At 70.0% G+C, this 26,088-nt stretch carries 24 protein-coding genes; 15 read left to right on the forward strand and 9 right to left on the reverse strand.

Translation table 11 applies throughout. The annotated features are described in order from the left end of the window. Positions 1 to 52 precede the first annotated feature (52 nt). Complete coding sequence (locus AC07AG_RS00465) at positions 53 to 817, reverse strand: bestrophin-like domain (RefSeq protein WP_478750368.1); 765 nt, start codon at positions 815 to 817, stop codon at positions 53 to 55. A 14-nt stretch (positions 818 to 831) separates the two neighbouring features. Next, on the reverse strand, positions 832 to 1,356 hold the full coding sequence (locus AC07AG_RS00470; protein ID WP_478750370.1) for a hypothetical protein: 525 nt from the start codon (positions 1,354 to 1,356) through the stop codon (positions 832 to 834). Positions 1,357 to 1,615: 259 nt separating this feature from the next. Here AC07AG_RS00470 and AC07AG_RS00475 point away from each other — a divergent pair, with 259 nt between their 5' ends. From AC07AG_RS00475 to AC07AG_RS00490, 4 genes are all read left to right on the forward strand, one after another. Then, positions 1,616 to 2,587: an SCO0930 family lipoprotein gene (locus AC07AG_RS00475; protein WP_478750372.1), complete on the forward strand. Its 972-nt coding sequence runs from the start codon at positions 1,616 to 1,618 to the stop codon at positions 2,585 to 2,587. Positions 2,588 to 2,892: 305 nt separating this feature from the next. Continuing rightward, on the forward strand, positions 2,893 to 3,705 hold the full coding sequence (locus tag AC07AG_RS00480; protein ID WP_361040856.1) for an SAM-dependent methyltransferase: 813 nt from the start codon (positions 2,893 to 2,895) through the stop codon (positions 3,703 to 3,705). Further along, a complete protein-coding gene (locus AC07AG_RS00485; RefSeq protein ID WP_478750374.1) occupies positions 3,702 to 5,837 on the forward strand; it encodes a putative bifunctional diguanylate cyclase/phosphodiesterase in 2,136 nt (711 codons plus the stop codon). Before AC07AG_RS00480 ends, AC07AG_RS00485 begins: the two co-directional genes overlap by 4 nt. Before the next feature lie 9 nt (positions 5,838 to 5,846). Further along, complete coding sequence (locus tag AC07AG_RS00490) at positions 5,847 to 6,620, forward strand: VOC family protein (protein WP_478750376.1); 774 nt, start codon at positions 5,847 to 5,849, stop codon at positions 6,618 to 6,620. Positions 6,621 to 6,756: 136 nt separating this feature from the next. Here AC07AG_RS00490 and AC07AG_RS00495 read toward each other — a convergent pair whose 3' ends face one another. Then, the gene (locus AC07AG_RS00495; RefSeq protein ID WP_478750378.1) at positions 6,757 to 7,635 is read right to left on the reverse strand and encodes a LysR family transcriptional regulator; all 879 of its coding nucleotides are present in this window, start codon (positions 7,633 to 7,635) and stop codon (positions 6,757 to 6,759) included. A gap of 135 nt (positions 7,636 to 7,770) precedes the next feature. On the opposite strand from AC07AG_RS00495, the gene AC07AG_RS00500 reads away from it, so the two are divergent. From AC07AG_RS00500 to AC07AG_RS00515, 4 genes are all read left to right on the forward strand, one after another. Further along, entirely contained in the window at positions 7,771 to 8,442 is a 672-nt protein-coding gene (locus AC07AG_RS00500; RefSeq protein WP_478752145.1) for a succinate dehydrogenase, read from the forward strand. Positions 8,443 to 8,445: 3 nt separating this feature from the next. Then, the gene (locus AC07AG_RS00505; RefSeq protein ID WP_478750380.1) at positions 8,446 to 10,419 is read left to right on the forward strand and encodes a fumarate reductase/succinate dehydrogenase flavoprotein subunit; all 1,974 of its coding nucleotides are present in this window, start codon (positions 8,446 to 8,448) and stop codon (positions 10,417 to 10,419) included. Then, complete coding sequence (locus AC07AG_RS00510; protein WP_478750382.1) at positions 10,416 to 11,162, forward strand: succinate dehydrogenase/fumarate reductase iron-sulfur subunit; 747 nt, start codon at positions 10,416 to 10,418, stop codon at positions 11,160 to 11,162. The genes AC07AG_RS00505 and AC07AG_RS00510 overlap by 4 nt, the downstream gene beginning before the upstream one ends. 62 nt (positions 11,163 to 11,224) lie before the next feature. Then, positions 11,225 to 12,736, forward strand: a complete 1,512-nt coding sequence (locus AC07AG_RS00515; RefSeq protein WP_478750384.1) for an acyl-CoA synthetase — start codon at positions 11,225 to 11,227, stop codon at positions 12,734 to 12,736. Between the two features lie 10 nt (positions 12,737 to 12,746). Here AC07AG_RS00515 and AC07AG_RS00520 read toward each other — a convergent pair whose 3' ends face one another. Next, complete coding sequence (locus AC07AG_RS00520) at positions 12,747 to 13,667, reverse strand: LysR substrate-binding domain-containing protein (RefSeq protein WP_478750385.1); 921 nt, start codon at positions 13,665 to 13,667, stop codon at positions 12,747 to 12,749. A gap of 141 nt (positions 13,668 to 13,808) precedes the next feature. Between AC07AG_RS00520 and AC07AG_RS00525 the strand changes: the two genes are divergently transcribed. Further along, positions 13,809 to 14,819 (forward strand): aldo/keto reductase, encoded by a 1,011-nt coding sequence (locus tag AC07AG_RS00525; RefSeq protein ID WP_478750387.1) that lies wholly within the window; start codon positions 13,809 to 13,811, stop codon positions 14,817 to 14,819. 67 nt (positions 14,820 to 14,886) lie between these two features. Further along, the gene (locus tag AC07AG_RS00530; protein WP_478750389.1) at positions 14,887 to 15,303 is read left to right on the forward strand and encodes an SRPBCC family protein; all 417 of its coding nucleotides are present in this window, start codon (positions 14,887 to 14,889) and stop codon (positions 15,301 to 15,303) included. 51 nt (positions 15,304 to 15,354) lie between these two features. Here AC07AG_RS00530 and AC07AG_RS00535 read toward each other — a convergent pair whose 3' ends face one another. Continuing rightward, positions 15,355 to 15,786, reverse strand: coding sequence for a Rid family hydrolase (locus AC07AG_RS00535; protein WP_478750391.1), 432 nt, complete (start codon positions 15,784 to 15,786; stop codon positions 15,355 to 15,357). A 115-nt stretch (positions 15,787 to 15,901) separates the two neighbouring features. Here AC07AG_RS00535 and AC07AG_RS00540 point away from each other — a divergent pair, with 115 nt between their 5' ends. From AC07AG_RS00540 to AC07AG_RS00550, 3 genes are all read left to right on the forward strand, one after another. Beyond that, the gene (locus AC07AG_RS00540) at positions 15,902 to 16,816 is read left to right on the forward strand and encodes a GlxA family transcriptional regulator (protein WP_478750393.1); all 915 of its coding nucleotides are present in this window, start codon (positions 15,902 to 15,904) and stop codon (positions 16,814 to 16,816) included. Between the two features lie 78 nt (positions 16,817 to 16,894). Beyond that, positions 16,895 to 17,689: an SDR family NAD(P)-dependent oxidoreductase gene (locus AC07AG_RS00545; RefSeq protein WP_478750395.1), complete on the forward strand. Its 795-nt coding sequence runs from the start codon at positions 16,895 to 16,897 to the stop codon at positions 17,687 to 17,689. Positions 17,690 to 17,766: 77 nt separating this feature from the next. Next, a complete protein-coding gene (locus AC07AG_RS00550) occupies positions 17,767 to 19,284 on the forward strand; it encodes an FGGY-family carbohydrate kinase (protein ID WP_478750397.1) in 1,518 nt (505 codons plus the stop codon). A 10-nt stretch (positions 19,285 to 19,294) separates the two neighbouring features. Here AC07AG_RS00550 and AC07AG_RS00555 read toward each other — a convergent pair whose 3' ends face one another. From AC07AG_RS00555 to AC07AG_RS00570, 4 genes are all read right to left on the reverse strand, one after another. Beyond that, complete coding sequence (locus AC07AG_RS00555) at positions 19,295 to 20,167, reverse strand: glycoside hydrolase family 16 protein (RefSeq protein WP_478750399.1); 873 nt, start codon at positions 20,165 to 20,167, stop codon at positions 19,295 to 19,297. 170 nt (positions 20,168 to 20,337) lie between these two features. Beyond that, positions 20,338 to 22,683, reverse strand: a complete 2,346-nt coding sequence (locus AC07AG_RS00560) for an ATP-binding cassette domain-containing protein (protein WP_478750401.1) — start codon at positions 22,681 to 22,683, stop codon at positions 20,338 to 20,340. A 39-nt stretch (positions 22,684 to 22,722) separates the two neighbouring features. Next, positions 22,723 to 23,778 carry an LLM class flavin-dependent oxidoreductase gene (locus tag AC07AG_RS00565; RefSeq protein WP_478750403.1) on the reverse strand — a complete coding sequence of 352 codons (1,056 nt, stop codon included), beginning with the start codon at positions 23,776 to 23,778 and terminating at the stop codon, positions 22,723 to 22,725. Positions 23,779 to 23,838: 60 nt separating this feature from the next. Next, positions 23,839 to 24,048 (reverse strand): winged helix-turn-helix transcriptional regulator, encoded by a 210-nt coding sequence (locus tag AC07AG_RS00570; protein WP_478750405.1) that lies wholly within the window; start codon positions 24,046 to 24,048, stop codon positions 23,839 to 23,841. A gap of 400 nt (positions 24,049 to 24,448) precedes the next feature. On the opposite strand from AC07AG_RS00570, the gene AC07AG_RS00575 reads away from it, so the two are divergent. Further along, positions 24,449 to 25,294 carry a helix-turn-helix domain-containing protein gene (locus tag AC07AG_RS00575; RefSeq protein WP_478750407.1) on the forward strand — a complete coding sequence of 282 codons (846 nt, stop codon included), beginning with the start codon at positions 24,449 to 24,451 and terminating at the stop codon, positions 25,292 to 25,294. Beyond that, positions 25,291 to 26,088, forward strand: coding sequence for an SAM-dependent methyltransferase (locus AC07AG_RS00580; protein ID WP_478750409.1), 798 nt, complete (start codon positions 25,291 to 25,293; stop codon positions 26,086 to 26,088). Before AC07AG_RS00575 ends, AC07AG_RS00580 begins: the two co-directional genes overlap by 4 nt.

Consider the following 26,088-nt stretch of genomic DNA (forward strand, 5'->3'; position numbering starts at 1 on the left):
ACGTCAGAGGAGCTGCCACCCCCTGCTGTTGAGGGTGCGGCAGCTCCTTTCGTCATTTGCCGAGGTTGTCGAAGAGCGCGCGGAACGGGTCCGGGGTGGCCGCGACACCACGGCTGTAGGGGGCGTCGAAGTCCCAGATGAGGAAGAGCAGGAAGGCGAACAGGGCCGAGAACAGCCCCGCGAGGATGAGTTCGCGCGGGGTGCGGCGGATCTGCAGGGCGAAGATCATGCCGACGGTGACGAGGCCGCCGGTGATCAGACCGAACCAGACGACGCCGGGCATGGTGGCCCCGGCGCTCTCCCCACGGGAGTTGCGCGCGTCCGATGCGGCCGCGACCTCGTCGACGAGCGGCTGGTAGGCCTGGGCCTCGAAGTCGGACTTGGGCTGATAGTCGGTGACGTCGTGGCGTACGCGGGCCAGGAGTTGGGCGCCGCGGTCGGTGAGTTCGCCGCGGTCGGCCATGTAGTCCCACTCGGTGGTGACGACATGGCTGACATAGGCGCGTACGTCCGTACGAATGCGCTCACGGACGTCGGTCGGGTACACCCGCGCCCGCTCGGACACCTCGTGCAACGCCTGGGCCTCGGCGTGCACATGGTCCTGGGCGACGCTGCGGGCCTCCCAGACTCCTGCGATGGCCAGACCGAGGACGATGGCGTACACCACGCCGATCATCATCGTCATGTACTCGATGACGTCCGGGGTCTCCGAAGCGTCGTAATCCGGGCTCGTCCTGCGGTGCCGCAGGACGGTGACGATCAGGACGACGCCGCACGCGGCGGCCATCGCGAGGGTGAGAACAAGCCATTCCGACATGAGACCTCCGACGGTCAGCGCGGTCGCAGCGCGGCGACGGCGAGCACCGCGGGCGCGGTGACGAGCAGGGTGAGCGAGACCAGGGACGGGCCGCTGCGGGGCGGAGCTTTGCGGGGCGCGGCGCGGTACGAGGGGTAACTCACCGGGGACGGCGCGATCTTGGGGGCGATGGTGGGGGTCGGCTTCGGCTTCGGCTCGGGGCTCGGCGGCGGTGGCGGCGGTGGTGGTGGGGGCGGCGCGGGCGTGACGGGAGCCGGGCGCGCGGGCGGTGGCGGCGGTGGCGGCGGGGGAGGCGGCTCCGGCGCCCGTGGCTCCGGGCGTGGCGGTGGAGCCGGAGCGGGCGGCGGTGGCGGGGGTGGCGGCGGAGGCTTGGGCTTGGGGCGGTGTGTGGGACCCGCCCTGCAGACCACCCCGTCGCCCGCGACGGCCACCGCGTCGCCGCCGGGGGCGTCACCGATCGAGGCATAGGCGCAGTTGTCGGCGGGTGCGGCGACCGATGCCGCGGCAGCCGCCGGCGAACCGAGCAGCCAGGTCAGCACCAGAAGCGTAACTAAGCGTGTGACCAGGCCGGATGAGGCCCTAGATGATCCATGCACGACAGGGATCATGGGCAGTATGTCCCCCTGCCACGCCGCTGTCGCCCTCCTGGTACCCGAAGGGAGGAGACGGCGGGCGCGAGGTTGACGAACAAAAGAATCTTGAACGCAGGTTGAACGCATCAGCCGTTCCCACCCGTACCTAGGGCCATGCGTGACGCACTCAGCGGCACGACACCCCAAGCGACAGCGGGAGTCAACAATGAAGACCTGGCGGAGCGCCTCGCTCGTAGCGACAGCTGCGGCCATGCTGGCGCTGACGACGGCGTGCGGTCAGGAAAAGGGGGACCAGTCGCCGAACGGACAGAACGTCGGCAACCAGGCCCCCGCCAAGGGAGACGGCTACGGGGCGGGGGACGACGGGTACGGCGCCGACACGGGCGACGCGAAGGAGGGCGCGGGGAAGGCGAAGGCCGCCGGTCAACTCGCCGTCTGGGACAGCAAGAAGCTCGGCAAGGTCGTGACCGACAGCGAGGGCCGCACGCTCTACCGCTTCGACAAGGACACGGCCGAGCCCCCCAAGTCGAACTGTGACGGCGCCTGCGCCACGACCTGGCCCGTCGCCTCGCCCGAGGGCGCGCAGGCCCCTCCCGGCGTCGACAAGTCCCTGCTCGGCGAGGTCACCCGGACCGACGGCAGCAAGCAGCTGACCATCGACGGCTGGCCGATGTACCGGTACGCCAAGGACGCCAAGGCCGGTGACGCCAAGGGCCAGGGTGTGGGCGGCACTTGGTACGCGGCCGCCCCCGACGGCAAGAAGGCCGCGCCCGCCGCCGAGGCCGAGCCCCCCGCCGAGACGGCCCCCGTCGACCCGGCAGGTCTCTCCACCCGCAAGGATCCCAAGCTCGGGGAGATCGTCGTCGACAAGAACGGCATGACCGTCTACCGCTTCACGAAGGACTCCGCCTGGCCGATGAAGTCCGCCTGCACCGGCGCCTGCCTGGAGAAGTGGCCGGTCGTTCCGCCCGTCGAGAAGAACGACACCAAGGGAATCCTCAAGAAGGGCTTCGTCGTCTTCGACCGCCCTGACGGACAGCAGCAGCAGACGATCGACTGCTGGCCGATGTACACGTTCTCCGGTGACAAGAAGCCCGGTGACACCAACGGTCAGGGCGTGGGCGGCACTTGGTACGCCGCCGGGCCCGACGGAAAGCCTGTCGGCGCTCCGAAGTAGACGTACCGGAAGCAGACGTACGGGAAATAGACGCACAGAAGCAACCGCGCCGAAGGAAAGTACCGAAGAAGAAGTCCGGCCAAGAAGGGGGTCCTGTCAGAACTACCTCGCGTACGGTCTACCGGTCCGTTCTTTTCCCCTCCCGAGGGAAGGAACGGACCGGTTCTTTGGGTTGATATTCGGCACTTGCCACAGGCAGTGACCGAGAACGGACGGCCAATTTCCGTTTTGACTCGCTCCCTTGGCGGACGATCAGTAGCCTCACTTCGAACACCGGCTCGCCTCGCCTACGCCTTGGAGTCCTGATGGAGCGTCCCGCCTGGGCCCCGCAGGGCATCGACATCACGATGCCCAGCGTGTCCCGCATCTACGACTATTACCTGGGCGGTTCGCACAACTTCGAGGTCGACCGGGACGCAGCCCGCCGGGCCATGGAGTTCATGCCGGGGCTGCCCAAGATCATGCAGGCGAATCGTGCCTTCATGCGCCGAGCAGTGCGTTTCGCCGTGGACGAGGGCATCACCCAGTTCCTGGACATCGGTTCGGGCATCCCCACCTTCGGCAACGTCCACGAGATCGCGCAGCAGGCGCACCCCGACGCCCGCGTGGCGTACGTCGACCACGACGCCGTGGCCGTCGCGCACGGCAGGGCCGTGCTCGAAGGCGACGAGAAGGCGGTGGCCGTCGCCGGGGATCTGCGCAAACCACGGGACATTCTGGGCAGTTCGGAGGTCAACGGACTCCTCGACCTCGACCGGCCGGTGGCCCTTCTCCTTGTGGCCGTCCTGCATTTCGTGGAGGACGCGTACGATCCCTACACAGCGGTCGCCGAACTGCGGGACGCACTCGCGCCCGGCAGCGTGATCGCCCTCACGCACGCCTCGTACGAAGGGATGCCGATCCCCGCCGAGCAGGCCGGTCAGGTCGTCGGCGTCTACAAGGACATCCGCAATCCACTGATCATGCGCTCGCGCGAAGAGATCGCGCGGTTCTTCGAGGGATACGACATGGTGGAACCCGGCCTCGTGCCGATGCCGCGCTGGCGGCCCGACACCGCGCCCGAGGAGGAGGATCCGTATACCTTCTCCGGGTTCGCCGGCGTGGGGCGCAGGGCATGAGCGGGGAACCGGACGGCCCCGAGGACAGAGTGCGCAGGTTCGCCACCATCTGGAGCCGTGCCATCTTCCCGGTGACGGCGACGTCGCTGACCCGTCCCGAGTTCGAGCAGCAACTGGTGCCGCTGGCACGGCGGTTGCGTGCCGCACTGCACGAGCGCATCTTCGACGCGGCCGAGGGCCAGGCGATCGGCGCCGCGCTCGTGGGCACGCACTGCACCGACCCGGAGGCGCTGAGCCGCACGCTCGACTGCGTGGACGCCTATCTCGTCCTGTACTGCGGCGACGACGGCCCCCGGGAGGAGCTGCGGGCCCGGTCCGCGCGCCTGCAGCACGCCGTGGCCGCGGGCTTCGCCGCCGCCCTGCGGGAGCGGACCCTCGCCGAGCAGGAAGCGATATCCCGCGCCGCACTGGACGCCCGCAGCGCCGTCGCCGAAGCCCTGCACGCGAGCGAGGCACGCTTCCGCGCCGTCTTCCACGGCGCGGCGATCGGCATCGGCATCGCCGACCTCACGGGCACGGTCCTGGAGGTGAACGACGCGCTGATCCGCATGTTCGGCGGCCTGGAGAACCAGCTGCGCGGGCGCAACGTCGCGGAGTGGACGCACCCCGACGACTCGCCCCACGTATGGAAGCTCTACGACGAGCTGGTGCGCGGGGAGCGCGAGCACTACCGCGTGGAGAAGGCCTTCTACCGCCCCGACGGAACCGTCCTGTGGACCAATCTGACCGTCTCGCTGCTGCGTGACGCGGACGGAGTGCCGCAGTACCAACTGGCGTTGATGGAGGACACCACCGAGCGCCGGCTGCTCAATCTGCGCCTTCGCTACGAGGCCACGCACGACGCGCTCACCGGCCTGCCGAACCGCACGCTGTTCTTCGAGCGCCTGGAGAAGGCCCTCGCATCGGGCGACGGCGCGCGGTTCGGGCTCTGCTATCTCGACCTCGACGGCTTCAAGACCGTCAACGACAGCCTCGGGCACGCGGCGGGCGACCGGCTCCTCGTCGAGGTCGCCGACCGTCTCCAGTCCTGCGCCACGGCGCCCGGCGAGATGGTCGCGAGGCTCGGCGGCGACGAGTTCGTGGCGCTGACCACGGGCCGCGACACCGAGGCCGAGGTGGACGACCTCGCAGGACGCATCATGCACGCGCTCTCCACGCCCATCCGCGTCGAGGGCCGCGAGCTGACCGTGCGCGGCAGCATCGGCATCGTCGAGGGCCCGGCAGGGGAGCGCAACGCCGCGGAGGTGCTGCGCAGCGCGGACATCACGATGTACCGCGCGAAGTCCGCGGGCGGCAACCGCTTCGAACTCGCCGACCCCGAGGCCGATGCCCGCGCCATCACCCGGCACGGACTGACCACCGCGCTGCCCGCCGCCCTGGAGCGCGGCGAGTTCTTCATCGAGTACCAGCCCCTCGTGCACCTCGGCGACGGCAGCGTGCGCGGCGCCGAGGCGCTGGTGCGGTGGCTGCACCCGCAGCACGGCGTCATCGGCCCGGACCGCTTCATCCCGCTCGCCGAGCACACCGGTCTGATCGTGCCGCTCGGCCGCTGGGTCCTCGAGGAATCGGTACGCCAGGCCCGCACCTGGGAGGCGCGGCACAAGGACGCGGGGCCGCTGCGCGTGAACGTGAACCTCTCGCCCATGCAGCTGACCCACCCCGGCCTGGTCTCGGACACGGTGGAGATCCTGGAGCGCGTCGGGCTCGAACCGAGCGCCCTGTGCCTGGAAGTGACCGAGTCCGCGCTCATCGGGGCCGACGACGACCTGCTCAAGCCGCTGCGGCGGCTCGCCGAGATGGGCGTGGACATCGCGCTCGACGACTTCGGCACGGGCTACTCGAACCTCGCCAACCTGCGCCGCCTGCCGGTGAGCATCCTCAAGCTCGACCGCTCCTTCACGCAGGGCATGCAGCACTTCCCGGCCGACCCCGTCGACCTGAAGATCGTCGAGGGGATCGTCGCGCTCGCCCACAGCCTGGACCTCGCGGTCACGGTCGAGGGCGTCGAGACGGGCGCCCAGGCGGACCAGCTGCGAGAGTTGGGCTGCGACACGGCGCAGGGCTGGTACTACGCACGGCCCGGTCCGCCGGACCAGCTGCACGAGCTGGCGCTGGCCGACGCGACGAGCTGAGGAGTACGGATGTCCTCCGGAGAGATCCAGTGGGTGTACGCCTTCGTGGACCGGCCCAAGGACCGGTTCGCGCAGGCGCACGCCTTCTGGACGGCGGTCACCGGGACGCGGCTCTCCGCGTTCCGGGGCGAGGACGACCAGTTCGTGACGCTGCTTGCGGAGGGAGCCGACGCCTTCGTGAAGGCGCAGGCGGTCGACGGCGGCCCCGGTGGCGCGCACCTCGACTTCGCCGTGGAGGACGTACCCGCCAAGGCACGCGAGGCCCGCGCGCTCGGGGCGACCCCGGTCTTCGCGGAGGAGGGCCTGGAGGTCCTGCGCTCCCCGGGCGGGCAGCTGTTCTGCGTGGTGACGTGGGAGGGGGAGCGGGTCCGACCCGAGCCGCTCGTCGCGCCGGACGGGACCACAAGCCGCCTCGACCAGGTGTGCCTGGACGTGCCGCCGGCGGTGTGGGAGGCGGAGGAGGCGTTCTGGCCCGCGTTCACGGGCTGGTCCGCGCGTCCGGGCTCGCGCCCGGAGTTCCACCTCGTCGAGCCGTCCTCGCAGCTGCCGATCCGGATCCTGCTGCAGCGCCTGGACGCGGGGCCCGCGGGACCTGCGGGGGCGCATCTGGACTTCTCCTGCTCGGACCCCGAAGCGGTCCGCGCCCGGCACGAGCGGCTTGGAGCCGAAGCCTTGCGGTGGGGCCCGCATTGGATCGTGATGCGGGACCCTGCGGGCGGCACGTACTGCCTGACGATCCGCGATCCCGCGACCGGCGGCTTGCCCGGGGCCGGCGCCCGCTAGCACCTGCGGGCCCGGTGGGGGCTGGTCGCGCAGTTCCCCGCGCCCCTAAGGGCGCTCAGCCTGCTGTCACTGGGTTCCCGGCGCCCCGTCAGGGGCGCGGGCGCGCTCAGCCCCCGCCGGGCCGGCAGTCAACAGCTCACCGCTCCAACAGCATCCGCTGCAGCTCCCGCGCAGCCCGTGGCGGAGCCACATCGCTGCGGTGGGCGAGCGCGATCGTGCGGTGCAGGGCAGGCGGGGCGAGGGGAGTCATGCGCAGGCCGCGCCCGGCGCGCTCGGCCACCATGCGGGGCACGACCGCGACCCCGAGACCCGCCTGCACGAAGCCGAGCACCGCGTCCATCTCGCCGCCCTCCACCGCGAACTCCGGCTCGAACCCCTCGGCGCGGCAGGCGGCGACCGTCAGCTCCCGCAGGTCGTAGCCGTGCCGGAACATCACGAGGCGCTCCCGCTCCAGATCGGCGACCCGTACCGACTTGCCGCCGAACTTCCGCGCGTCCGGCGACGACACCACGACCAGGTCCTCGCGGAGCAGCTCCACGGTCGTCAATGCGGGGGACGGCGAAGGCAGCGGGAGCACGACGACGGCCAGGTCCAGGGCGCCGCGCGCCAGTTCGCGTACGAGGTCGTGGGAGCCGCTCTCCTCCAGGAGGAGCTGGATGCCGGGGTGCCGGTCGTGGAAGGCGCGCAGGACCTCGGGCAGCAGGCCGGTGCAGACGCTGGGGGTCGCGCCCAGGCGGATCCGGCCGCGGCGCAGCTGGGCCAGCTCCTGGACCTCGATCCGCGCGGTGTCGGCGTCCGCGAGGATCCGGCGGGCCAGCGGGAGCAGCGCCTCGCCCGCGTCCGTCAGCGCGATGTTCCCCCGGGCCCTGCTGAACAGCTCGGCGCCCAGTTCCTTCTCCAGGGCGCGGACCTGCTGGGAGAGCGAGGGCTGTGAGACGTGCACCTGCTCCGCGGCCCGGGTGAAATGCCTGGTCTCGGCCACCGCGACGAAGTAGAGGAGCTGCTGGAACTGCATATACGGCAGGATACGGCCGATGATAGCCATTCGCTATCGAGATGAGCTGATCCATCTCTTGGACCGATCGGGACCTTCGGCCTTAGCGTCGGTCCCATGGCTCTGGCAACACGGACGGACCGAAAACGGCCGTCGATGACGCGCACGATCTGGGACTCGTCCGTCGGCAAGAAGACAGTGATGGCGGTGAGCGGCCTGATCATGCTGCTCTACCTGATCGCCCACATGATCGGGAACCTGAAGATCTTCTTCGGGCCCGCGGAGCTCAATCACTACGCCCACTGGCTGCGCACGGTCGGCGAGCCCTTCATGCACTACGAGTGGACGCTCTGGCTGATCCGCGTCGTGCTCGTCGTCGCCGTCGTCGCGCACGCCACCTCCGCCTACCAGCTGAGCCGCCGCGACATCAAGGCACGCCCCACCAAGTACGTGAACAAGAAGGCGGGCAAGAGCTTCGCCACGCGCACGATGCGCTGGGGCGGGATCATCCTCGGCCTGTTCATCGTCTGGCACATCCTCGACCTGACGACCGGCACCGTGCACCCCGGCGGCTACGAGCACCTGCACCCGTACCAGAACATCATCGACACGTTCTCCACGTGGTACGGCAACGTCATCTACATCGTCGCCGTGGTCGCCCTCGGCTTCCACGTCCGCCACGGGCTCTGGAGCGCCGCGCAGACCCTCGGCGCGGGCAGGGCGACCCGCGACCGCGCCCTCAAGATCATCGCCAATGGCCTCGCGCTGGTCCTGACGGCGGGCTTCGTCGTCGTACCCGTGGCCGTCATGACCGGAGTGGTGAGCTAGCAGATGAATTCCTCCCGTGAGTACGGCTCCCGTGAGTACGCCGAGTACGCGACCGGGGAGCCGGTCGTCGACACCAAGGCCCCGGCCGGCCCCGTCGCCGAACGCTGGGACACCCGCCGCTTCGAGGCCAAGCTGGTCAACCCCGCCAACCGCCGCAAGCACACCGTGATCGTCGTCGGCACCGGCCTCGCGGGCGGCTCCGCGGGCGCCACGCTCGCCGAACAGGGCTACCACGTCGTGCAGTTCTGCTACCAGGACTCGCCGCGCCGCGCCCACTCGATCGCCGCGCAGGGCGGCATCAACGCCGCGAAGAACTACCGCAACGACGGCGACTCCGTCCACCGCCTCTTCTACGACACCGTCAAGGGCGGCGACTTCCGCGCCCGCGAGTCCAACGTCCACCGCCTCGCGCAGATCTCGGTGGAGATCATCGACCAGTGCGTCGCGCAGGGCGTGCCCTTCGCGCGCGAGTACGGTGGTCTGCTCGACACCCGCTCCTTCGGCGGCGTACAGGTCTCGCGCACGTTCTACGCGCGCGGCCAGACGGGACAGCAGCTGCTCCTCGGCGCGTACCAGGCGCTCTCGCGGCAGATCGCCGCCGGGAACGTCGAGATGCACCCGCGCACGGAGATGCTGGACGTCATCGTGGTGGACGGGCGGGCCCGTGGCATCGTCGCCCGCGACCTGATCACCGGCAAGATCGAGACGTACTACGCCGACGCGGTGGTCCTCGCCTCCGGCGGCTACGGCAACGTCTTCTACCTCTCGACGAACGCCATGAACTCCAACGCCACGGCCGTGTGGCGGGCCCACCGGCGCGGCGCCTACTTCGCCAACCCCTGCTTCACGCAGATCCACCCCACCTGCATCCCGCGCACCGGCGACCACCAGTCGAAGCTGACGCTGATGAGTGAGTCGCTGCGCAACGACGGCCGGATCTGGGTCCCCAAGGCCCAGGGCGACGACCGCCCGGCGAACAAGATCCCCGAGGACGAGCGCGACTACTACCTGGAGCGCATCTACCCGGCCTTCGGCAACCTCGTGCCCCGCGACATCGCGTCGCGCGCCGCCAAGAACGTGTGCGACGAGGGCAGGGGAGTGGGCCCCGGCGGCCAGGGCGTCTACCTCGACTTCGCCGACGCCATCAAGCGCATGGGCAAGAAGGCGGTCGAGGCCAAGTACGGCAACCTCTTCGACATGTACGCGCGGATCACCGACGAGGACCCGTACAAGACGCCGATGCGGATCTACCCCGCCGTGCACTACACGATGGGCGGACTCTGGGTCGACTACGACCTGCAGACCACCGTCCCTGGCCTGTTCGCCATCGGCGAGGCCAACTTCTCCGACCACGGCGCGAACCGGCTCGGCGCGTCGGCCCTGATGCAGGGCCTCGCCGACGGCTACTTCGTGCTGCCGTCCACGATCAACGACTACCTCGCGCGCAATCCGCACCACGACGAGGTGTCCGACGAACACCCCGCCGTGCGGGAGGTGCTGGACGAGACCGAGGCCCGCATCACCCGGCTCCTGGCCGTCGACGGCGACCGCACCCCCGACTCCTTCCACCGCGAACTCGGCGAGCTGATGTGGGAGTTCTGCGGCATGGCCCGTACGGAGACGGGGCTGCGCAAGGCCCTTGAGCGCATCCCGCAGATCCGCGAGGAGTTCTGGCGCCGCCTCAAGGTCCCCGGCACCGGCGAGGAGTTCAACCAGTCCCTGGAGAAGGCGAACCGTATCGTCGACTATCTGGAGCTCGCCGAGCTGATGTGCCTCGACGCCCTGCACCGCGCCGAGTCCTGCGGCGGTCACTTCCGTGAGGAGTCGCAGACGCCGGACGGCGAAGCGGCGCGCGTGGACGAGGAGTTCTCGTACGCCGCCGCCTGGGAGTTCACGGCCACGGGTGAGGCTCCCACCCTGCACAAGGAAGACCTCGTCTTCGAGTACGTCCACCCCACCCAGCGGAGCTACGCATGAAGCTCACCCTGCGCGTCTGGCGTCAGCAGAACGCCGACGCCGAAGGCGCCATGTCCACCTACGAGGTGGACGGCATCTCGTCCGACATGTCCTTCCTGGAGATGCTGGACACCCTCAACGAAGAGCTCATCGTCAAGGGCGACGACCCCGTCGCCTTCGACCACGACTGCCGCGAGGGCATCTGCGGCGCGTGCTCGCTCGTCATCAACGGCGACGCGCACGGACCCGAGCGCACCACCACCTGCCAGCTGCACATGCGGTCCTTCGACGACGGCGACACGATCGACATCGAGCCGTGGCGCGCCTCGGCCTTCCCGGTCGTCAAGGATCTGGTCGTGGACCGCTCGTCGTTCGACCGGATCATCCAGTCCGGCGGCTACATCAGCGCGCCGACCGGCGCGGCCCCCGAGGCGCACGCGGCTCCCGTGCCGAAGCCGGACGCGGACTTCGCGTTCGAGCACGCGGAGTGCATCGGCTGCGGTGCGTGCGTCGCCGCCTGCCCCAACGGCTCGGCGATGCTGTTCACCTCCGCCAAGGTGAACCACCTGGGCGTCCTGCCGCAGGGCGCCCCCGAGCGCGAGACGCGTGTCCTGGACATGGTGGCGCAGATGGACGAGGAAGGCTTCGGCGGCTGCACGCTCACCGGCGAGTGCGCCACCGCCTGTCCGAAGGGCATTCCGTTGCCCTCCATCTCGGCGATGAACAAGGAGTGGCTGCGGGCCACGAGGAAGGTGAGCCGCTAGCCGACCGCCGGTTGCTGTACGGGGTCTGACGTTCCGTCAAGGCGCTGTTGTACCTTCGCCGCATGCACCCGGGAGCGTACGACCCCGCCAGGCCGGCCGTCGTCACCGCCGACGGCACCAAGACCCTCACCTACGGACAACTCGAAGAACGCTCCCTGCGGCTCGCGGATCATCTGCGGGCCGCGGGCTTGCGCCGGGGCGACCACTTCGCCCTGCTCAGCGACAACGACCCGCGCGCCCTGGAGGTCTACTGGGCGGCGCTGCGCTCGGGCCTCTATCTCACCGCCGTCAACCACCACCTCTCCACGGACGAGGCCGCGTACATCGTGCGCGACTGCGGGGCGAAGGTGCTGATCGTCTCCGGCTCGCTCGCCGAACTGGGCGCGACGGTCAGGGAGTTGGCGGGCGGCCCGCCGATCGTGCTCGGCCTCGACGACGGAACGTACGAGAAGGCCCTGGAGTCCGCGTCCGCCGAACCGCCCGCCAGCCAGCCGCGCGGCACGGACATGCTCTACTCCTCGGGCACCACGGGCCGCCCCAAGGGCATCAAGCCCGCGCTGCCCGAGGGCGATGTGCGCGAGGAGCCGAGCGCCTATGTGCTCATCTTCCAGGCCATGTACGGCTTCGGGGAGGACACCGTCTATCTCTCGCCCGCGCCGATCTACCACGCGGCGCCCCTGCGCTTCTGCGGGGTCGTCACGGCGCTCGGCGGCACGGTCGTGCTCATGGGCGCCTTCGACGCGGAGGGCGCCCTGGCGGCGATCGAACGCCATCGCGTCACGCACAGCCAGTGGGTGCCGACCATGTTCGTACGGATGCTGAAGCTGCCCCCCGAGGAGCGCGAGCGCTACGACCTGTCCTCGATGACGACCGCCATCCACGCGGCCGCGCCCTGCGCCGTCGAGGTCAAGCAGCGGATGCTGGAGTGGTGGGGGCCCATCCTGTACGAGTACTACTCCTCGACCGAGGGCAACGGCATCACGTTCATCTCGCCCGAGGAATGGCTGCGCAAGCCCGGCTCCGTGGGCAAGGACGGACTCCTCGGGGAGTTGCGGATCTGCGGCGAGGCGGGCGAGCTGCTGCCGAGCGGTGAGACCGGCACCGTCTACTTCGAGCGCGAGGAGACGCCCTTCCGCTACCACAACGACGACACCCGCACCCGCGAGGCCCAGCACCCCGAACACCCCAGCTGGACCACGACGGGGGACATCGGGCACGTCGACGAGGACGGCTATCTCTTCCTCACCGACCGCAAGGCGTTCATGATCATTTCGGGTGGCGTGAACGTCTATCCGCAGGAGGCCGAGGACTGCCTCGTACTGCATCCGGCGGTCGCGGACGTCGCGGTGATCGGGGTGCCGGACGCGGAGATGGGGGAGGCGGTCAAGGCGGTGGTGCAGCCGGCCGACGGCGCGTCCCCCGGACCCGAACTGGAGCGTGAGCTGGTCGAGTTCGTCCGGGAGCGCATCGCCCACTACAAGGCGCCACGTTCGGTCGACTTCGCGGATTCGCTGCCGCGGACGCCCACCGGGAAGCTGGCCAAGTCCTCGCTGCGCAGGTCGTACTGGCCGTGAGCGGGCCGGATCAGCCGGCCTCGTCGCCGATCTCGCCGATCTCGCCGTTCGCGAGGACCGTCTCGCGGAAGGACGCCACCACCGGCCGCAGATCGATAGCGTGCCAGGCCGCCCAGAGGTGAACGGACGCCTCGTGCCAGGGCAGTTCGCGTACGGCGACGCCGTCCGTCGTGCCGCGCACCATGCTCTTCTGGATGAGCGCGAGGCCCAGGCCGGAGGCGACGAGGCCGAGCGCGGTGAGCGGCTCGGCGGCATCCAGGCGGATGTCCGGGGTGAAGCCGGATGCCACGCACGAGGCGAGGAAGGCGTCACGCCAGGCCGGGTCCTGGGAGTTCTCGACCGCGATCCACGCCTGGCCGTCCAGGTCGCCCGGCGTCAACTCCGCCTGCGCGGCGAGCGGATGGGACGCGGGCAGCGCGAGCAGGAGCGGGTCTTCGAGGAGCGGCGCGGCAAGCAGGTCCGGGTCGTCCCGTGCCGGTGGCTCCTGGACCAGGGCGATGTCGAGACTGCGCTGCCGCAGGCCCTCGAACTGTTCCGCCGTGGAGAGGCTGTAGAGGGCGACGTGGATTCCGGGGCGCTCCCCCTGCAGGGTGCGCAGCGCGCCCGGCAGGACGCCGGTGTGCATGGCGTCGCCCACGTATCCGATGCACAGGCCGCCCTCCTCGCCGCGCCCGAGCCGACGGCCGAGATTCTCCAGACGGTCCGCGTGCCGCAGCAGGGCGCGGGCCTCGCTCAGGAAGACCTTGCCGTCCGAGGTGAGGCGGATGCGCTGCTGGCTGCGCTCGAAGAGGACGAGGCCGAGCTGTTTCTCCAGCTGGGCGATCTGGCGGCTGAGCGGCGACTGGGAGATGTGCAGGGCTTCCGCCGCGCGGCCGACGTGTTCCGTCTCGGCGACGGCCACGAAATAGCGGAGTTGTCGCAGGTCAAGCATGTAAGACCTCAGAGGACTCAAGTGTGTCCAAGCGAGTCTTGGACAGTCTCAAGCATCGATCCTAACCTCGAACTCGCAAGGCCGACGGATCAACCGGTCACCACCGAAACCGTCGGAAATCCACCACCGCGAGGACTCCCCATGAGCATCACGTCCCTCCTCCCCGGAGCGCTCGGCTTCGGCACCGCCCCGCTCGGCAACATGTTCCGCGCCATCCCCGACGAGGAGGCCGCGGCCACCGTCGAGGCCGCCTGGGACCAGGGCATCCGCTACTTCGACACCGCCCCCTTCTACGGCGCGGGCCTCTCCGAGATCCGGCTCGGCGACGTCCTCGCGGGCCACCCCCGTGACGACTACGTCCTGAGCACGAAGGTCGGCCGCGTCATCCTCGACGAGGTCGAGGACCCCGCCGCACGCGACCTCGGCGAGAAGGGCGGCCTCTTCGAGCACGGCCGCCCGAACAAGATGGTCAACGACTACACGGCCGACGCCACCCTCCGCTCCATCGAGGACAGCCTGAAGCGGCTCAGGACGGACCGGCTCGACATCGTGTGGGTGCATGATGTCGCGCAGGACTTCTACGGCGACGAATGGCTGGCCGCCTATGAGACAGCCCGCACGGGTGCCTTCCGCACCCTGGACCGGCTGCGGGACGAGGGCGTCATCAAGGCCTGGGGCCTGGGCGTCAACCGCGTGGAGCCGCTGGAGCTCACCCTCGACCTGGACGAGCCGAAGCCCGACGCGTTCCTCCTCGCGGGCCGCTACACCCTCCTCGACCACGACCGCGCCCTGCAGCGCCTGCTGCCTGCGGCCGAGGCCCAGAACGTCGACATCGTCGTGGGCGGCCCCTACAGCTCCGGCATCCTCGCGGGCGGTCAGCACTTCGAGTACCAGAAGGCGCCCGCGGAGATCATCGCCAAGGTCGAGCGCATCAAGGCGCTCGCCGAGCGGCACGGCGTCGGCATCAAGGCCGCCGCCCTGCAGTTCTCCCTCGCCCACCCGGCGACCGTGGCGGCGATCCCCGGGGCGACCAAGCCGAGCCGCATAGCCGAGGACGTCGCCGCGCTCGGCGAGACGGTCCCTGCCGCGTTCTGGGCGGACCTGCGCGCGGAGCGGCTGATCGCCGCTGACGCCCCGGTGCCGACGGCCTGACCTGCTCGAACCTGCCAACTCCCGCTGCCCGTAAACCCGTACATCCCTCACGTCTCAAGGAGAATCCGTGGCTTCCACCTCCGCGTCCATCGAGATCCCCGTACCGGCCGACCGCGTCTGGCAGCTCATCGGCGGCTTCGACTCGCTGCCCGACTGGCTTCCGTACATCCCTGTCAGCGAATCCAGCGAGGGCGGCCGTGTGCGCAGCCTGACGAGCGAGGACGGCGGCGTCATCATCGAGCGCCTCCTGACCTTCGACGACAGGGCGCGCACCTACAGCTACTCGATCCTGAAGGCCCCCTTCCCCGCCACCGACTACGTCGCCACCCTCACGGTGCACGAGGTGCCCGGACAGGACGCGTCCCGCGTGGAGTGGTCGGGCGTCTTCACACCGGTGGGAGTAGGCGACGACGAGGTCGTCGCGCTGTTCCACGGCATCTTCAGCGACGGTCTCGCCGCCCTGAAGCAGACCCTCGCCGTTTGAGGACCCAAGGGCCCCGGGGCCGTGTCTCCCCGGGGCCCGCATTGCTGATGGTCAGACCCGGGCGACGAACTTGACCTCGACAAGGAGTTCGGGGAAGGCCAGCCGGGAGGTGCCGATCATGGTGCTCGCCACCTGGGGGTCGGGCCGACCGTAGGCTTCCTTGCGCACCGGGCCCGCCGCGGCGTCGGCCGCGTCGACATCGAGCGCGTAGATGACTTCTTCGACGACGTCGTCCAGCGATGCGCCGAAACGCCGCAGGAGTTCCGCCGCGTTGGCATAGCACTGGCGCAGCTGCTCGCCCATGAGGGAGAAGTCCGTGACCACTCCGGCATCATTGACGGGAGCGGGTGCCACGACGTCCGTCCCGCTGTGGGCCACTTGGCCGGAGAGGTAGATGGTGTCGCCGCGTCTGACCGCCTGCACGTACCCGTAGGTCTCTTCCCACGGGACTCCGAAACGTTCTACTTGCTGTGTGCTGCTCATGGCGTTGACGCTATGGGGCCTGTTCAGGGGTGGGCCAGGCTCGGCTGTGCCACTTAGGGCAAGGATCGTGCCAGGGCCGGGCACAGGTGCGCGAAGGTATGAGAGGGGGGCGCAATTGCGATCCACACAGGGCGAGACGGTTGTCGCGGTTCTGGCGATGCCGCGTTTCTACGCGCTGGACGTCAGCATCCCGGAGCATGTCTTCGGACGGCATCTGGGATATCGCGTCCTGGTGTGCGGGGACGCCGGCGACGGATCGTCGTCGCTCGCCGACGTGGAGCGCGCCGATGTCGTCGTGGTCCCGGGTTACGCAGATCCGCACCTGCCGGTCCCGGAGGACTACCTCGGAGCGCTGCGGAGCGCGGTCGACCGGGGCGCGCGGGTGGTGGCCGTCTGCACAGGTGTGTTCGCGCTCGCGGCCGGCGGCATCCTGGACGGCAGGTCGGCCACGACGCACTGGCGCCACACCGATGAACTCCGCCTGGCCCACCCGCGCGTCGATGTCGTCGAGAACCGGCTGTTCGTCGAGGACGGGCCGATCCTGACGTCGGCGGGCGGGGGCGCGGCGATCGACGCGTGTCTCCATGTCGTGCAGAGCGATTTCGGCGCCGCGGTCGCGGATGCCGTGGCGAAGGACGTCGTCTTCTCGTCCGTCCGTGGCGCGAACGAGCCGCAGTACACAGAGGCGCCCGCACCTTCCCGCGACAGCCTGCGGGCGACACGGGAGTGGGTGATGGAGAACATCGGCTCACCGATCACCGTGCAGCAGCTGGCCGATCACAGCCTCCTGTCGCGCAGGACCCTGATCCGGCGTTTCGCGCGTGAGACGGGGATGCCGCCGATGCAGTGGGTCGCCCTGCAGAGGATTCTCGGCGCGCGCCGGCTTCTCGAGACCTCCGACTGGTCCGTCGAGAAGATCGCCGCAGCGACGGGGTTCGGCTCGGCCGCGAACTTCCGGACGATCTTCCGCAGAGAGGTGGGAGTGACCCCGACCGCCTACCGGAAGCTGCATGGCCCAGCAGCGGGGTGATCTACTGAACCGTGGGGGACAAGGCAGGGCCGCACCCCGATGGCCCATCCCGTCGCACCGCAGCAGGAGGTACGCAGCATGCTCGTCGATCTCTCCGGCAAGACCGCCCTCGTCACCGGATCGACCCAGGGAATCGGGTCGGCCATCGCGGTCGGCCTGGCCAGGGCGGGTGCTCGTGTGGCCGTCAACGGGCGGTCCGCCGCTTCCGTCGGCAAGGCCGTCGAGCGGCTGAAGGAGGAGCACGGCGGTGCCGAATTCCTCCCGGCGCCCGGCGACATCTCCACCGACGAAGGCGCCGCGCAGGTCTTCGCGGCCGTTCCCCAGGTGGACATCCTCATCAACAACCTAGGCATCTTCGGCGCGGAGCCCGCCCTCGACATCAGCGACGACGAATGGCGCCGCTACTTCGAGGTCAACGTACTGACCGCCGTCCGCATGATCCGGCACTATCTGCCCGGGATGAAGGACCGCGCCTGGGGGCGGATCCAGAACATCGCCAGCGACTCGGCGATCGTCATCCCCGCCGAGATGATCCACTACGGCACGTCGAAGACCGCGCTCCTCGCGGTCTCCCGGGGCTTCGCGAAGGAGGCCGCCGGGTCCGGCGTGACCGTCAACTCCGTGATCGCGGGCCCCACGCACACCGGCGGCGTGGAGGACTTCGTGTACGAGCTGGTCGACTCCGCACTGCCCTGGGACGAGGCGCAGCGGGAGTTCATGGTCAAGCACCGCCCCCAGTCCCTGATCCAGCGGCTCATCGAGCCGGAGGAGATCGCGCACATGGTGGTCTATCTCAGCTCCCCGCTGGCCTCCGCCACGACGGGCGGGGCGATCCGGGTCGACGGCGGCTACGTCGACTCGATCATTCCGTAGCCATGACCCCGCCAGGCATGCCCCCGACAGCCATGCCCCCGACCGGCATGCCCCCGACAGCCGGGACCCCGTCAGGAGTGACCTCGACAGCCACGAACTCCGCCACCGCGCCCCGCACCGGTCTCCTGCTCGGAGTCGACATCGGGACGTCCTCCTCCAAGGGCGTCCTCGTCCGCCCCGACGGCACACTCGTCGCCCAGGCACAGCGCGAGCACACGACGTCCACGCCGCACCCCGGCTGGTTCGAGCACGACGCGGACGGCGTGTGGTGGACCGATTTCCGTTCCCTGGCACGGGAGTTGCTGGCCGCTGTGCCCGCGGGCGAGTCGCTCGCCGCGGTCGGTGTCAGCGGCATCGGGCCCTGTCTGCTCCCCGTCGACGAGAAGGGCACGCCGGTCCGCCCGGCCATCCTGTACGGCGTCGACACTCGCGCCGGAGCCGAGATCGCCGAGCAGAGCGAGCGCTACGGCCCCGACGAGATCATCCGCCGCTGCGGCTCGCCCCTGACGAGCCAGGCGATCGGCCCGAAGCTCGCGTGGCTGCGCCGCCACGAACCGGCGGCCTACCAGGCCACCCGCCGCTGGTACATGGCCAGTTCGTACCTAGTGCACCGCCTCACCGATCGGTACGTCCTCGACCACCACTCGGCGAGCCAGTGCACTCCGCTGTACGACCTGGCCGCCCGGTCCTGGATCGACGAGCGCTGCGAGGAGATCGCCCCGGGCCTCCAGTGGCCCGAACTGGTCTGGCCCTCCGACGTCGTCGGGACCGTGACCCGGGAGGCCGAGGCCCTGACCGGCCTGCCCGCGGGCACCCCGGTCGTCGCGGGCACGGTCGACGCCTGGGCGGAGGCGGCCGGTGTCGGTGTCGCGGCCCCCGGCGACCTGATGCTCATGTACGGCACGACGATGTTCCTGGTCGGCATCCAGCCCCAGCCGCTGACCAGCCCGCACCTGTGGGGCACGGCGGGCGCGTTCCCCGGCACGTACTGCCTGGCCGCCGGGATGGCGACGTCGGGTGCGGTCACCGGGTGGCTGCGTGACCTCACCGGCGCCTCGTACGAGCAACTGACCGCGGAGGCAGGGGCGTTGCCGCCCGGCGCCGAGGGCCTGCTGATGCTGCCGTACTTCGCGGGGGAGCGCACCCCGCTCTTCGACCCCGACGCGCGGGGTCTGGTCCACGGACTGACGCTGCGGCACGGCCGCGGCCACCTCTATCGGGCCGCCCTGGAGGCCACCGCGTACGGAGTCCGGCACAATCTCGCCGCGATGGCCGATGCGGGCGCCTGCGCCGAACGTCTGGTCGCGGTGGGCGGGGGCGCCCGCGCGCTGTGGACCCGGATCGTCTCCGACGTGACAGGGCGCGAGCAGCAACTGCCGCGCCACACCATCGGCGCCGCGTACGGCGACGCGTTCCTCGCGGCGGTCGGTGCCGGGCTCGCCGGACCGGGCGACATCGCGCACTGGAACCCGACGGTCGAGGTGGTCGCCCCCGATACCACCACCTCGGCCGTCTATGACCAGCTCTACGGGCTCTACCTGGACCTGTATCCGGCGACCCGCGAGGCCGCGCACACGCTGGCGCGCCTCAACTAGCCTGTCTGGCCTAGTTGTTGGTGGTCACGTGGACGTAGTCGACGACGAGCTGTTGCGGGAAGCTCGTGTTGCCGTCCGGGTCGCCCGGCCAGTAGCCGCCGACCGCGAGGTTCAGGATCAGGAAGAACGGCTTGTCGAAGACCCACTGCTTGCCGCCCAGGTCGGCCGGGGTGCGGGTCTGGTAGACGTTGCCGTCCACGGACCATGTGACCTTGTTCGGTGACCAGTCGACCGCGAAGGTGTGGAACTTGTCCGCGAACGCCTCGCCGCCGGGCAGCGTGTAGCCCGCGCCGATGCCGCCCGAGCCCGAGTAGCCGGGGCCGTGCAATGTGCCGTGGACGGTGCCCGGTTCGAAGCCGACGTTCTCCATCACGTCGATCTCACCGCTCTGGGGCCAGCCCACGTTGCCGATGTCGGCGCCCAGCATCCAGAACGCGGGCCACATGCCCTGGCCGCGCGGCACCTTCATGCGGGCCTCGACGTGGCCGTACGTCTGCGTGAACTTGCCCGAGGTGTTCAGGCGGGCCGACGTGTACTCGCAACGGCCGTACCAGCACTGGTAGTTGCCGGGATTCTCCTTGCGGGCGGTGATGACCAGATTGCCCTGGCCGTCGAGGGCGGCGTTGTTGTTGCCCGAGGTGTAGTACTGCCGCTCGTGGTTGTTGACGTTGTCGCCGGTCTCGACCTGCCACTTGCTGCCGTCGACCGCGGAGCCCGCGGCGCCGTTGAAGTCGTCGGTGAAGGTGGCCGCGGCCGCGGCGGATCCGGTGGGGGAGGGGGCCGCCGACGCTCCGGCGGGCAGTCCGGCCAGGGCCGAGGCGCAGCAGGCCAGGGCGACCGTGGAGAGCGCCGCACGGCGGCGCCAAGAGGTGTGCACTGTCATCACATCGCTTCACGTGGGGGTGGCGAGGGGGGTGGGGGAGTGCTGGGGCATGCGCATGACAATTCGACATCGAGAACTGAACGCGGCGGGCGATCAACCCCGACGCTTTGTTCAGTACTTGATTTAAGGCAGACTCCCGGGTGCCGTCAAGGAGTTGGTGCGTACCAACATCACCGGCGCTCGGCCGTGGCCCGCGCCAGATACGGCGCGGTCCGGCTCCCCTCGGCACCCGCCACCACCGCGGGCGGCCCCGAGGCGACCACGCGGCCGCCCGCGTCACCGCCGCCGGGGCCCAGGTCGATCACCCAGTCCGCGCCCGCCACCACCGCCATGTCGTGCTCGACGACCACCACCGAGTGGCCCGCGTCGACCAGTCCGTGCAGCTGGCGCATCAGGACCTCGACGTCGGCCGGGTGGAGTCCGGTCGTCGGTTCGTCCAGGAGGTAGAGCGTGTGACCGCGCCGGACGCGCTGCAACTCGCTGGCCAGCTTGATGCGTTGGGCCTCGCCGCCCGAGAGCTCCGTCGCGGGCTGGCCGAGGCGCAGATAGCCGAGACCGACGTCGAGGAGGGTCCTGAGGCTGCGCGCGACGGCCGGGGTGTCCGCGAAGAACTCCGCGGCCGCCTCCACCGTCAGGTCGAGCACCTCCGCGATGTTCCGTCCGTGGTACGTCACTTCGAGGGTCTCGGGGTTGTAGCGCGCACCCCCGCAGTCGGGGCACGGGGCGTACGTACTGGGCAGGAACAGCAGCTCCACGCTCACGAACCCCTCGCCCTGGCAGGTCTCGCAGCGCCCGCCCGCGACGTTGAACGAGAAGCGCCCCACGCCGTAGCCGCGTGTCCGCGCCGCGTCCGTGGCAGCGAAGACCTTGCGCACCACGTCGAAGAGGCCTGTGTAGGTGGCCAGATTGGAGCGGGGCGTGCGGCCGATCGGCTTCTGGTCGACGCACACCAGGCGCCCCACGCCCTCAAGGTCCTCGGTGACCTCGCCGATGAGCGTGGACTTGCCCGAACCGGAGACGCCGGTGACCGCGGTGAAGGCGCCGAGCGGGAACTCGGCCGTCACGTCGCGCAGGTTGTGCCGGCTCACGGGGCCGACCTTCAGCCAGCCCCGCGGGGTGCGCACCGGGCGCATCGGAGCGGGCTCGCGGCCGAAGAGGAAGCGGGCCGTCGCGGACCCCGTGACGCTCTCCAGGTCGGCCACCGAGCCGCTGTGCAGCACCTGGCCGCCGTGCTCACCGGCGTCCGGACCCACATCGACCAGCCAGTCCGCGTGGCGCATGACATCGAGATGGTGCTCCACGACGAAGACCGAGTTGCCCGCGGCCTTGAGCCGGTCGAGGACCGTGAGCAGGGACTCCGTGTCCGCCGGGTGCAGACCGGCCGACGGCTCGTCCAGGACGTACACGACACCGAAGAGCCCGGAGCGCAACTGGGTCGCCAGGCGCAGCCGTTGGAGCTCGCCCGTGGAGAGGGTGGGCGTGGCGCGGTCCGGGCTGAGATAGCCGAGGCCCAGCTCGGTGATCGTGGCGATGCGGGCAAGGAGGTCCTCGGACAGGACCCGCGCGGCCTCCGAACCCGTGCCGCTCCGCAGGGACTTGGCCAGTTCCGACAGGGGCAGCGCGGCCAGGTCGGCGATCGTGCGGCCCGCGAACGTGACCGCCATCGCCTCCGGGCGCAGCCTGCTGCCACCGCACGCCGGGCAGTCGGCGCTTTCCAGGAACCGTTCGGCCTTGGTCCGCAGGGTCTGGCTCTTGGAGTCCGAGAACGTCTTCATCACATAGCGCCGGGCGCTCATGTACGTGCCCTGGTACGGGCGTTGGATACGGTCCGCGTCCCGCACCGGATGCACCGTCACCACCGGCTGCTCGTCCGTGAACAGGATCCACTCCCGGTCCGCCTGCGGCAGCTCGCGCCAGGGGCGGTCGACGTCGTGGCCGAGGGCGTCGAGCACGTCCCGGAGGTTCTTGCCCTGCCAGGCGCCGGGCCAGGCAGCGATCGCGCCCTCGCGGATGGAGAGGGACGGATCGGGGACCAGGAGCTCCTCGCTCGTGCGGTGGACGCGGCCCAGACCATGGCACTGCGGGCAGGCCCCGGCGGCCGTGTTCGGAGAGAAGGCGTCCGAGTCGAGCCGCTCGGCGCCCTCGGGGTAGGTGCCCGCGCGGGAGAAGAGCATCCGCAGCGAGTTCGAGAGGTTGGTGACCGTGCCCACCGAGGAGCGGGACGTGGGCGCCGAGCGCCGCTGCTGGAGCGAGACCGCGGGCGGCAGGCCGGTGATCTCACCGACCTTCGGCGCGCCCACCTGGTGGATCAGCCGCCGGGCGTACGGGGCGACGGACTCGAAGTAGCGGCGCTGGGCCTCCGCGTAGATCGTCCCGAAGGCGAGCGAGGACTTCCCCGAGCCGGAGACGCCGGTGAAGACGGCGAGGACGTCGCGCGGGATGTCCACGTCGACGTCCCGCAGATTGTGCTCGCGGGCACCCCGGACGCGTACGAACGGATCGTGGGGGCTGTGCATGGGGACTCCGTACGCGGCTCGGGGGCAAACCCCACGATTCTAGGTCGTGGCCAGACCCGCGACCCGGGCCAGGCGCCGGAAGGAGTCCAGGAGGCCTTCACGGTCGTACGTACTGGTCGTGACCAGCACTTCTTGCGCCCCGCTCTCCTTGATCAGCGTTTCGAGCTCGTCGGCCACCTGCTCCTCCGTGCCGTGGATGTGGCCGGCGAGACCGGATTCGTAGAAACCGCGCTCCTTCTCGGTCATCGTCATCGCCGGTGACTCGATGCGCTCGGCCGGGGGCAGGGGCGGGAACGTGCCGTGGGTGCGTGAGTAGGCCATCGACCAGGCCTCCGGTATCAGCAGGCGGCGGGCTTCCTCGGGGGTCCCGGCGACGGCGATGGTGCCCGAGACGACCACGTACGGCTCGCTGGACCACTCCGAGGGCCGGAAGGACGTGCGGTAGTGCTCGATGCCGCGGAGCATCTTCTCGCGGCTCTTGATGTCGCCGATGACCATCGGGAGCCCGGCCCGCGCCGCGACGGTGGCGCCCTCGCCGATGGCCAGGACGAACGGCGGGACGGTCAGGCCTTCGGCGGGCCGCGCGTGCGCTCCGGTGTCCGACGTGCCGCGGAACCAGCCCAGGAGCTCGGTGAGCTGCGCCGCGAAGTCCTCCGCGTCGTGCTTGTCCCGGCCGAGCGCCTTGCGCACCCCGTCGGTGAAGCCCACGGAGCGGCCGAGCCCCATGTCGATGCGCCCGGGGAAGAGCGCTTCGAGGACCCCGAACTGCTCGGCGACGATGAGGGGTTGATGGTTCGGCAGCATCACGCCGCCCGTGCCGACCCGGATGGTGCGCGTCGCGGCGGCGACGGCGGAGGCGAGGACGGTCGGCGCGGAGCCCGCGACTCCCGGCACCGCGTGATGTTCGGACACCCAGAAGCGGTGATAGCCGAGCTCTTCGAGCTCCTTGGCCAGGCGGACGGTGTCGCGCAGGGCCTCGGGGGCGTCGTGCCCCTCGCGCGTGCGGGAACGGTCGAGCACGGAGAACCGGGTCGCTGCCACTCGAGATCCCTTCGCCGGTGGGGATCGCGTACTGATCTCCTCTGTGCTCTCCATGATCCGTCACGCGCGCGGAGCGGGCAAAGTGATTTCGATCGCCGTGGAGGCCGGGTCCCGCTACTCCTCGGGCACCCTCTGCCGCAGCCCCTGGACGCGGGCCACGAGGGCGGAGTGCGCCTCCGTCCACTCGGCGGCGGGCGCCATGACCGTCAGGAGCTCCCTGGCCGGAGGCGCGAGGTGGTACGTCGTGGCGTACGGGAAGTCCATCGCGCGTTCGCGTTCGATGAGTTCTCCCTGTGTGAGGCGTTGCAGGGTCCGGCTCAGCATGCCCTCCTGGAGGTAATGGTGGGCATTTCCGGGCCAGTTGCTGACGGGGGTCCGCACGCGAACCGTATTCAATAGTTCCGTGTACTTCAGTGGTCCGTCATTCAGGGCCACGAGCACGTCCCAATGCCATTCGCCGTTCAACAAGTGGAAAAAGTCGTGGATTCGCTGCAGATATCGCTCGTCGCTCGGTGGGAGGCCCGCGCGATTCGGAGTCGTTCCGTTTATTTTGGATTTCAACTTACGTGCTCTCACGGATAGTTGATCATCCCTTCTCTTGGTTCGATCCAGTTCTCTCGCCATGGGGAATATGGACATACAAAGGGTTGCGCGCATCGATTGCAAGGTACAGAGTGTGCACGATCCACAAGTTGCGGTAAGTGCGGGAAGGGGGGAGGTGTTCGTGGCCCGTGAACGATCCGGGCGGACCGTCGCACATCTCGTTCTGGCCACTCGGCTGAAAACGCTGCGTGAATCGGCGGGGCTGAGTTTCCGGCAGGCGGCAGAGGCGCTCGGCGCCCACCCGGCCACCGTCCGCCGCATCGAGCAGGCCCAGACATCTCTGGACGCGGGCCAGGTCTCCACCCTCCTCTCGGTGTACGGGGCGGGCCCGGCGGAGACCGAGGAATTCCTCGGGAAGCTGGCGGCGGCCAACCGCCCCGGCTGGTGGCATCCGTGGCGTGCCGTCATGGACGCGTGGCAGCTGGACCTGATGAGCGTGGAGTCCGCGGCCAGCATCATCAGGACCTGGCACCCCTCGCTCGTCCCCGCCCTGCTGCGTACCCCGGCCTACGCCCGCGCCGTCGACGACGTCCTGCGTCCGGACCTGTCGCCCGCGGACAAGGACCGTCGGACGGAATTCCTGATGCAGCGTCAAGACCGGTTGCGCGCGCAGCAGACGCGCATCTGGGCGCTGATGTCGGCCGCGGCCCTGCACACGCGTGTAGGGGACGCACGGACCATGGCCGGGCAGAAGGAGTCGCTCGGGTCTGCCGCCGAGCGACCCGAAGTGACCTTGCAGATCCACCCGCTGGACGGGCCCGCGCACGCCATGACGGGCAAGCCACCGCTGACCGTGTACCGGGTCGAGGTGCCGGAGATCTCCGACCACGTGGTCCGGGAGGGAGGTCTGCCCGGCACGGCCGACGTCTGGGACGCGCACGAGACCGTGACGGCCTACCTCATGCTCCTTGACTACTCCTGCACCGCCGCGTCCCACCCCCACAAGTCGAAAGAGGAACTGGCGTGACCGAACCGACGAAACTGCCCCCGGAGATAGACACGTCCGTCGCCCACAGCGCGCGTGTCTGGAACTACTGGCTCGGCGGCAAGGACAACTTCCCCGCCGACCAGCAGGCCGGTGACGCCTACCGCGACAAGTATCCGCTGATCGAGCAATTCGCCCGTGAGTCACGGGACTTCCTGCGGCGCACGGTCAGTCACCTGGCACGGGACGCCAAGATTCGCCAGTTCCTCGACCTGGGCGCCGGATTACCGACGGCGAACAACACCCACGAGGTCGCCCAGCGCATCGCCCCCGAATCCCGGGTGGTCTACGTGGACCACGACCCGCTCGTCCTGCTGCATGTGCACGCGATGCGCACCAGCACCCCTGAGGGCGCCACCGCCTATGTGCTCGCGGACATGCGTGACACGGACACGGTCCTGGAAGGTGCGGCCAAGACCCTGGACCTGACCCGGCCCGTCGCTCTGGTGATCAATGACGTCCTCGGGCACATCGTGGACTGGGACGACGCCCTGTCCCTCGTGCGTCGCCTGGTGGAGAAACTTCCCTCGGGGAGCTATCTGGCCCTGAGCCACTCCACCGCCTCGGACGAGGAACACCGGAAGGTGCAGGAGGAGTACAACAACTCCGGCGCGATTCCCTACATTTTCCGTGAGCCGGAGGTGACGGTCGCGTTCTTCGAGGGACTTGAGCTGGTCGAACCCGGCTTCGTCTCCTGGCCGAACTGGCGGCCCGACTCCACCACGGACCGCACCACCGTGCGCGCGGGGTGGGGCGCCGTCGCACGGATTCCGTGA

Source organism: Streptomyces sp. NPDC044044 (genome assembly GCF_056434405.1).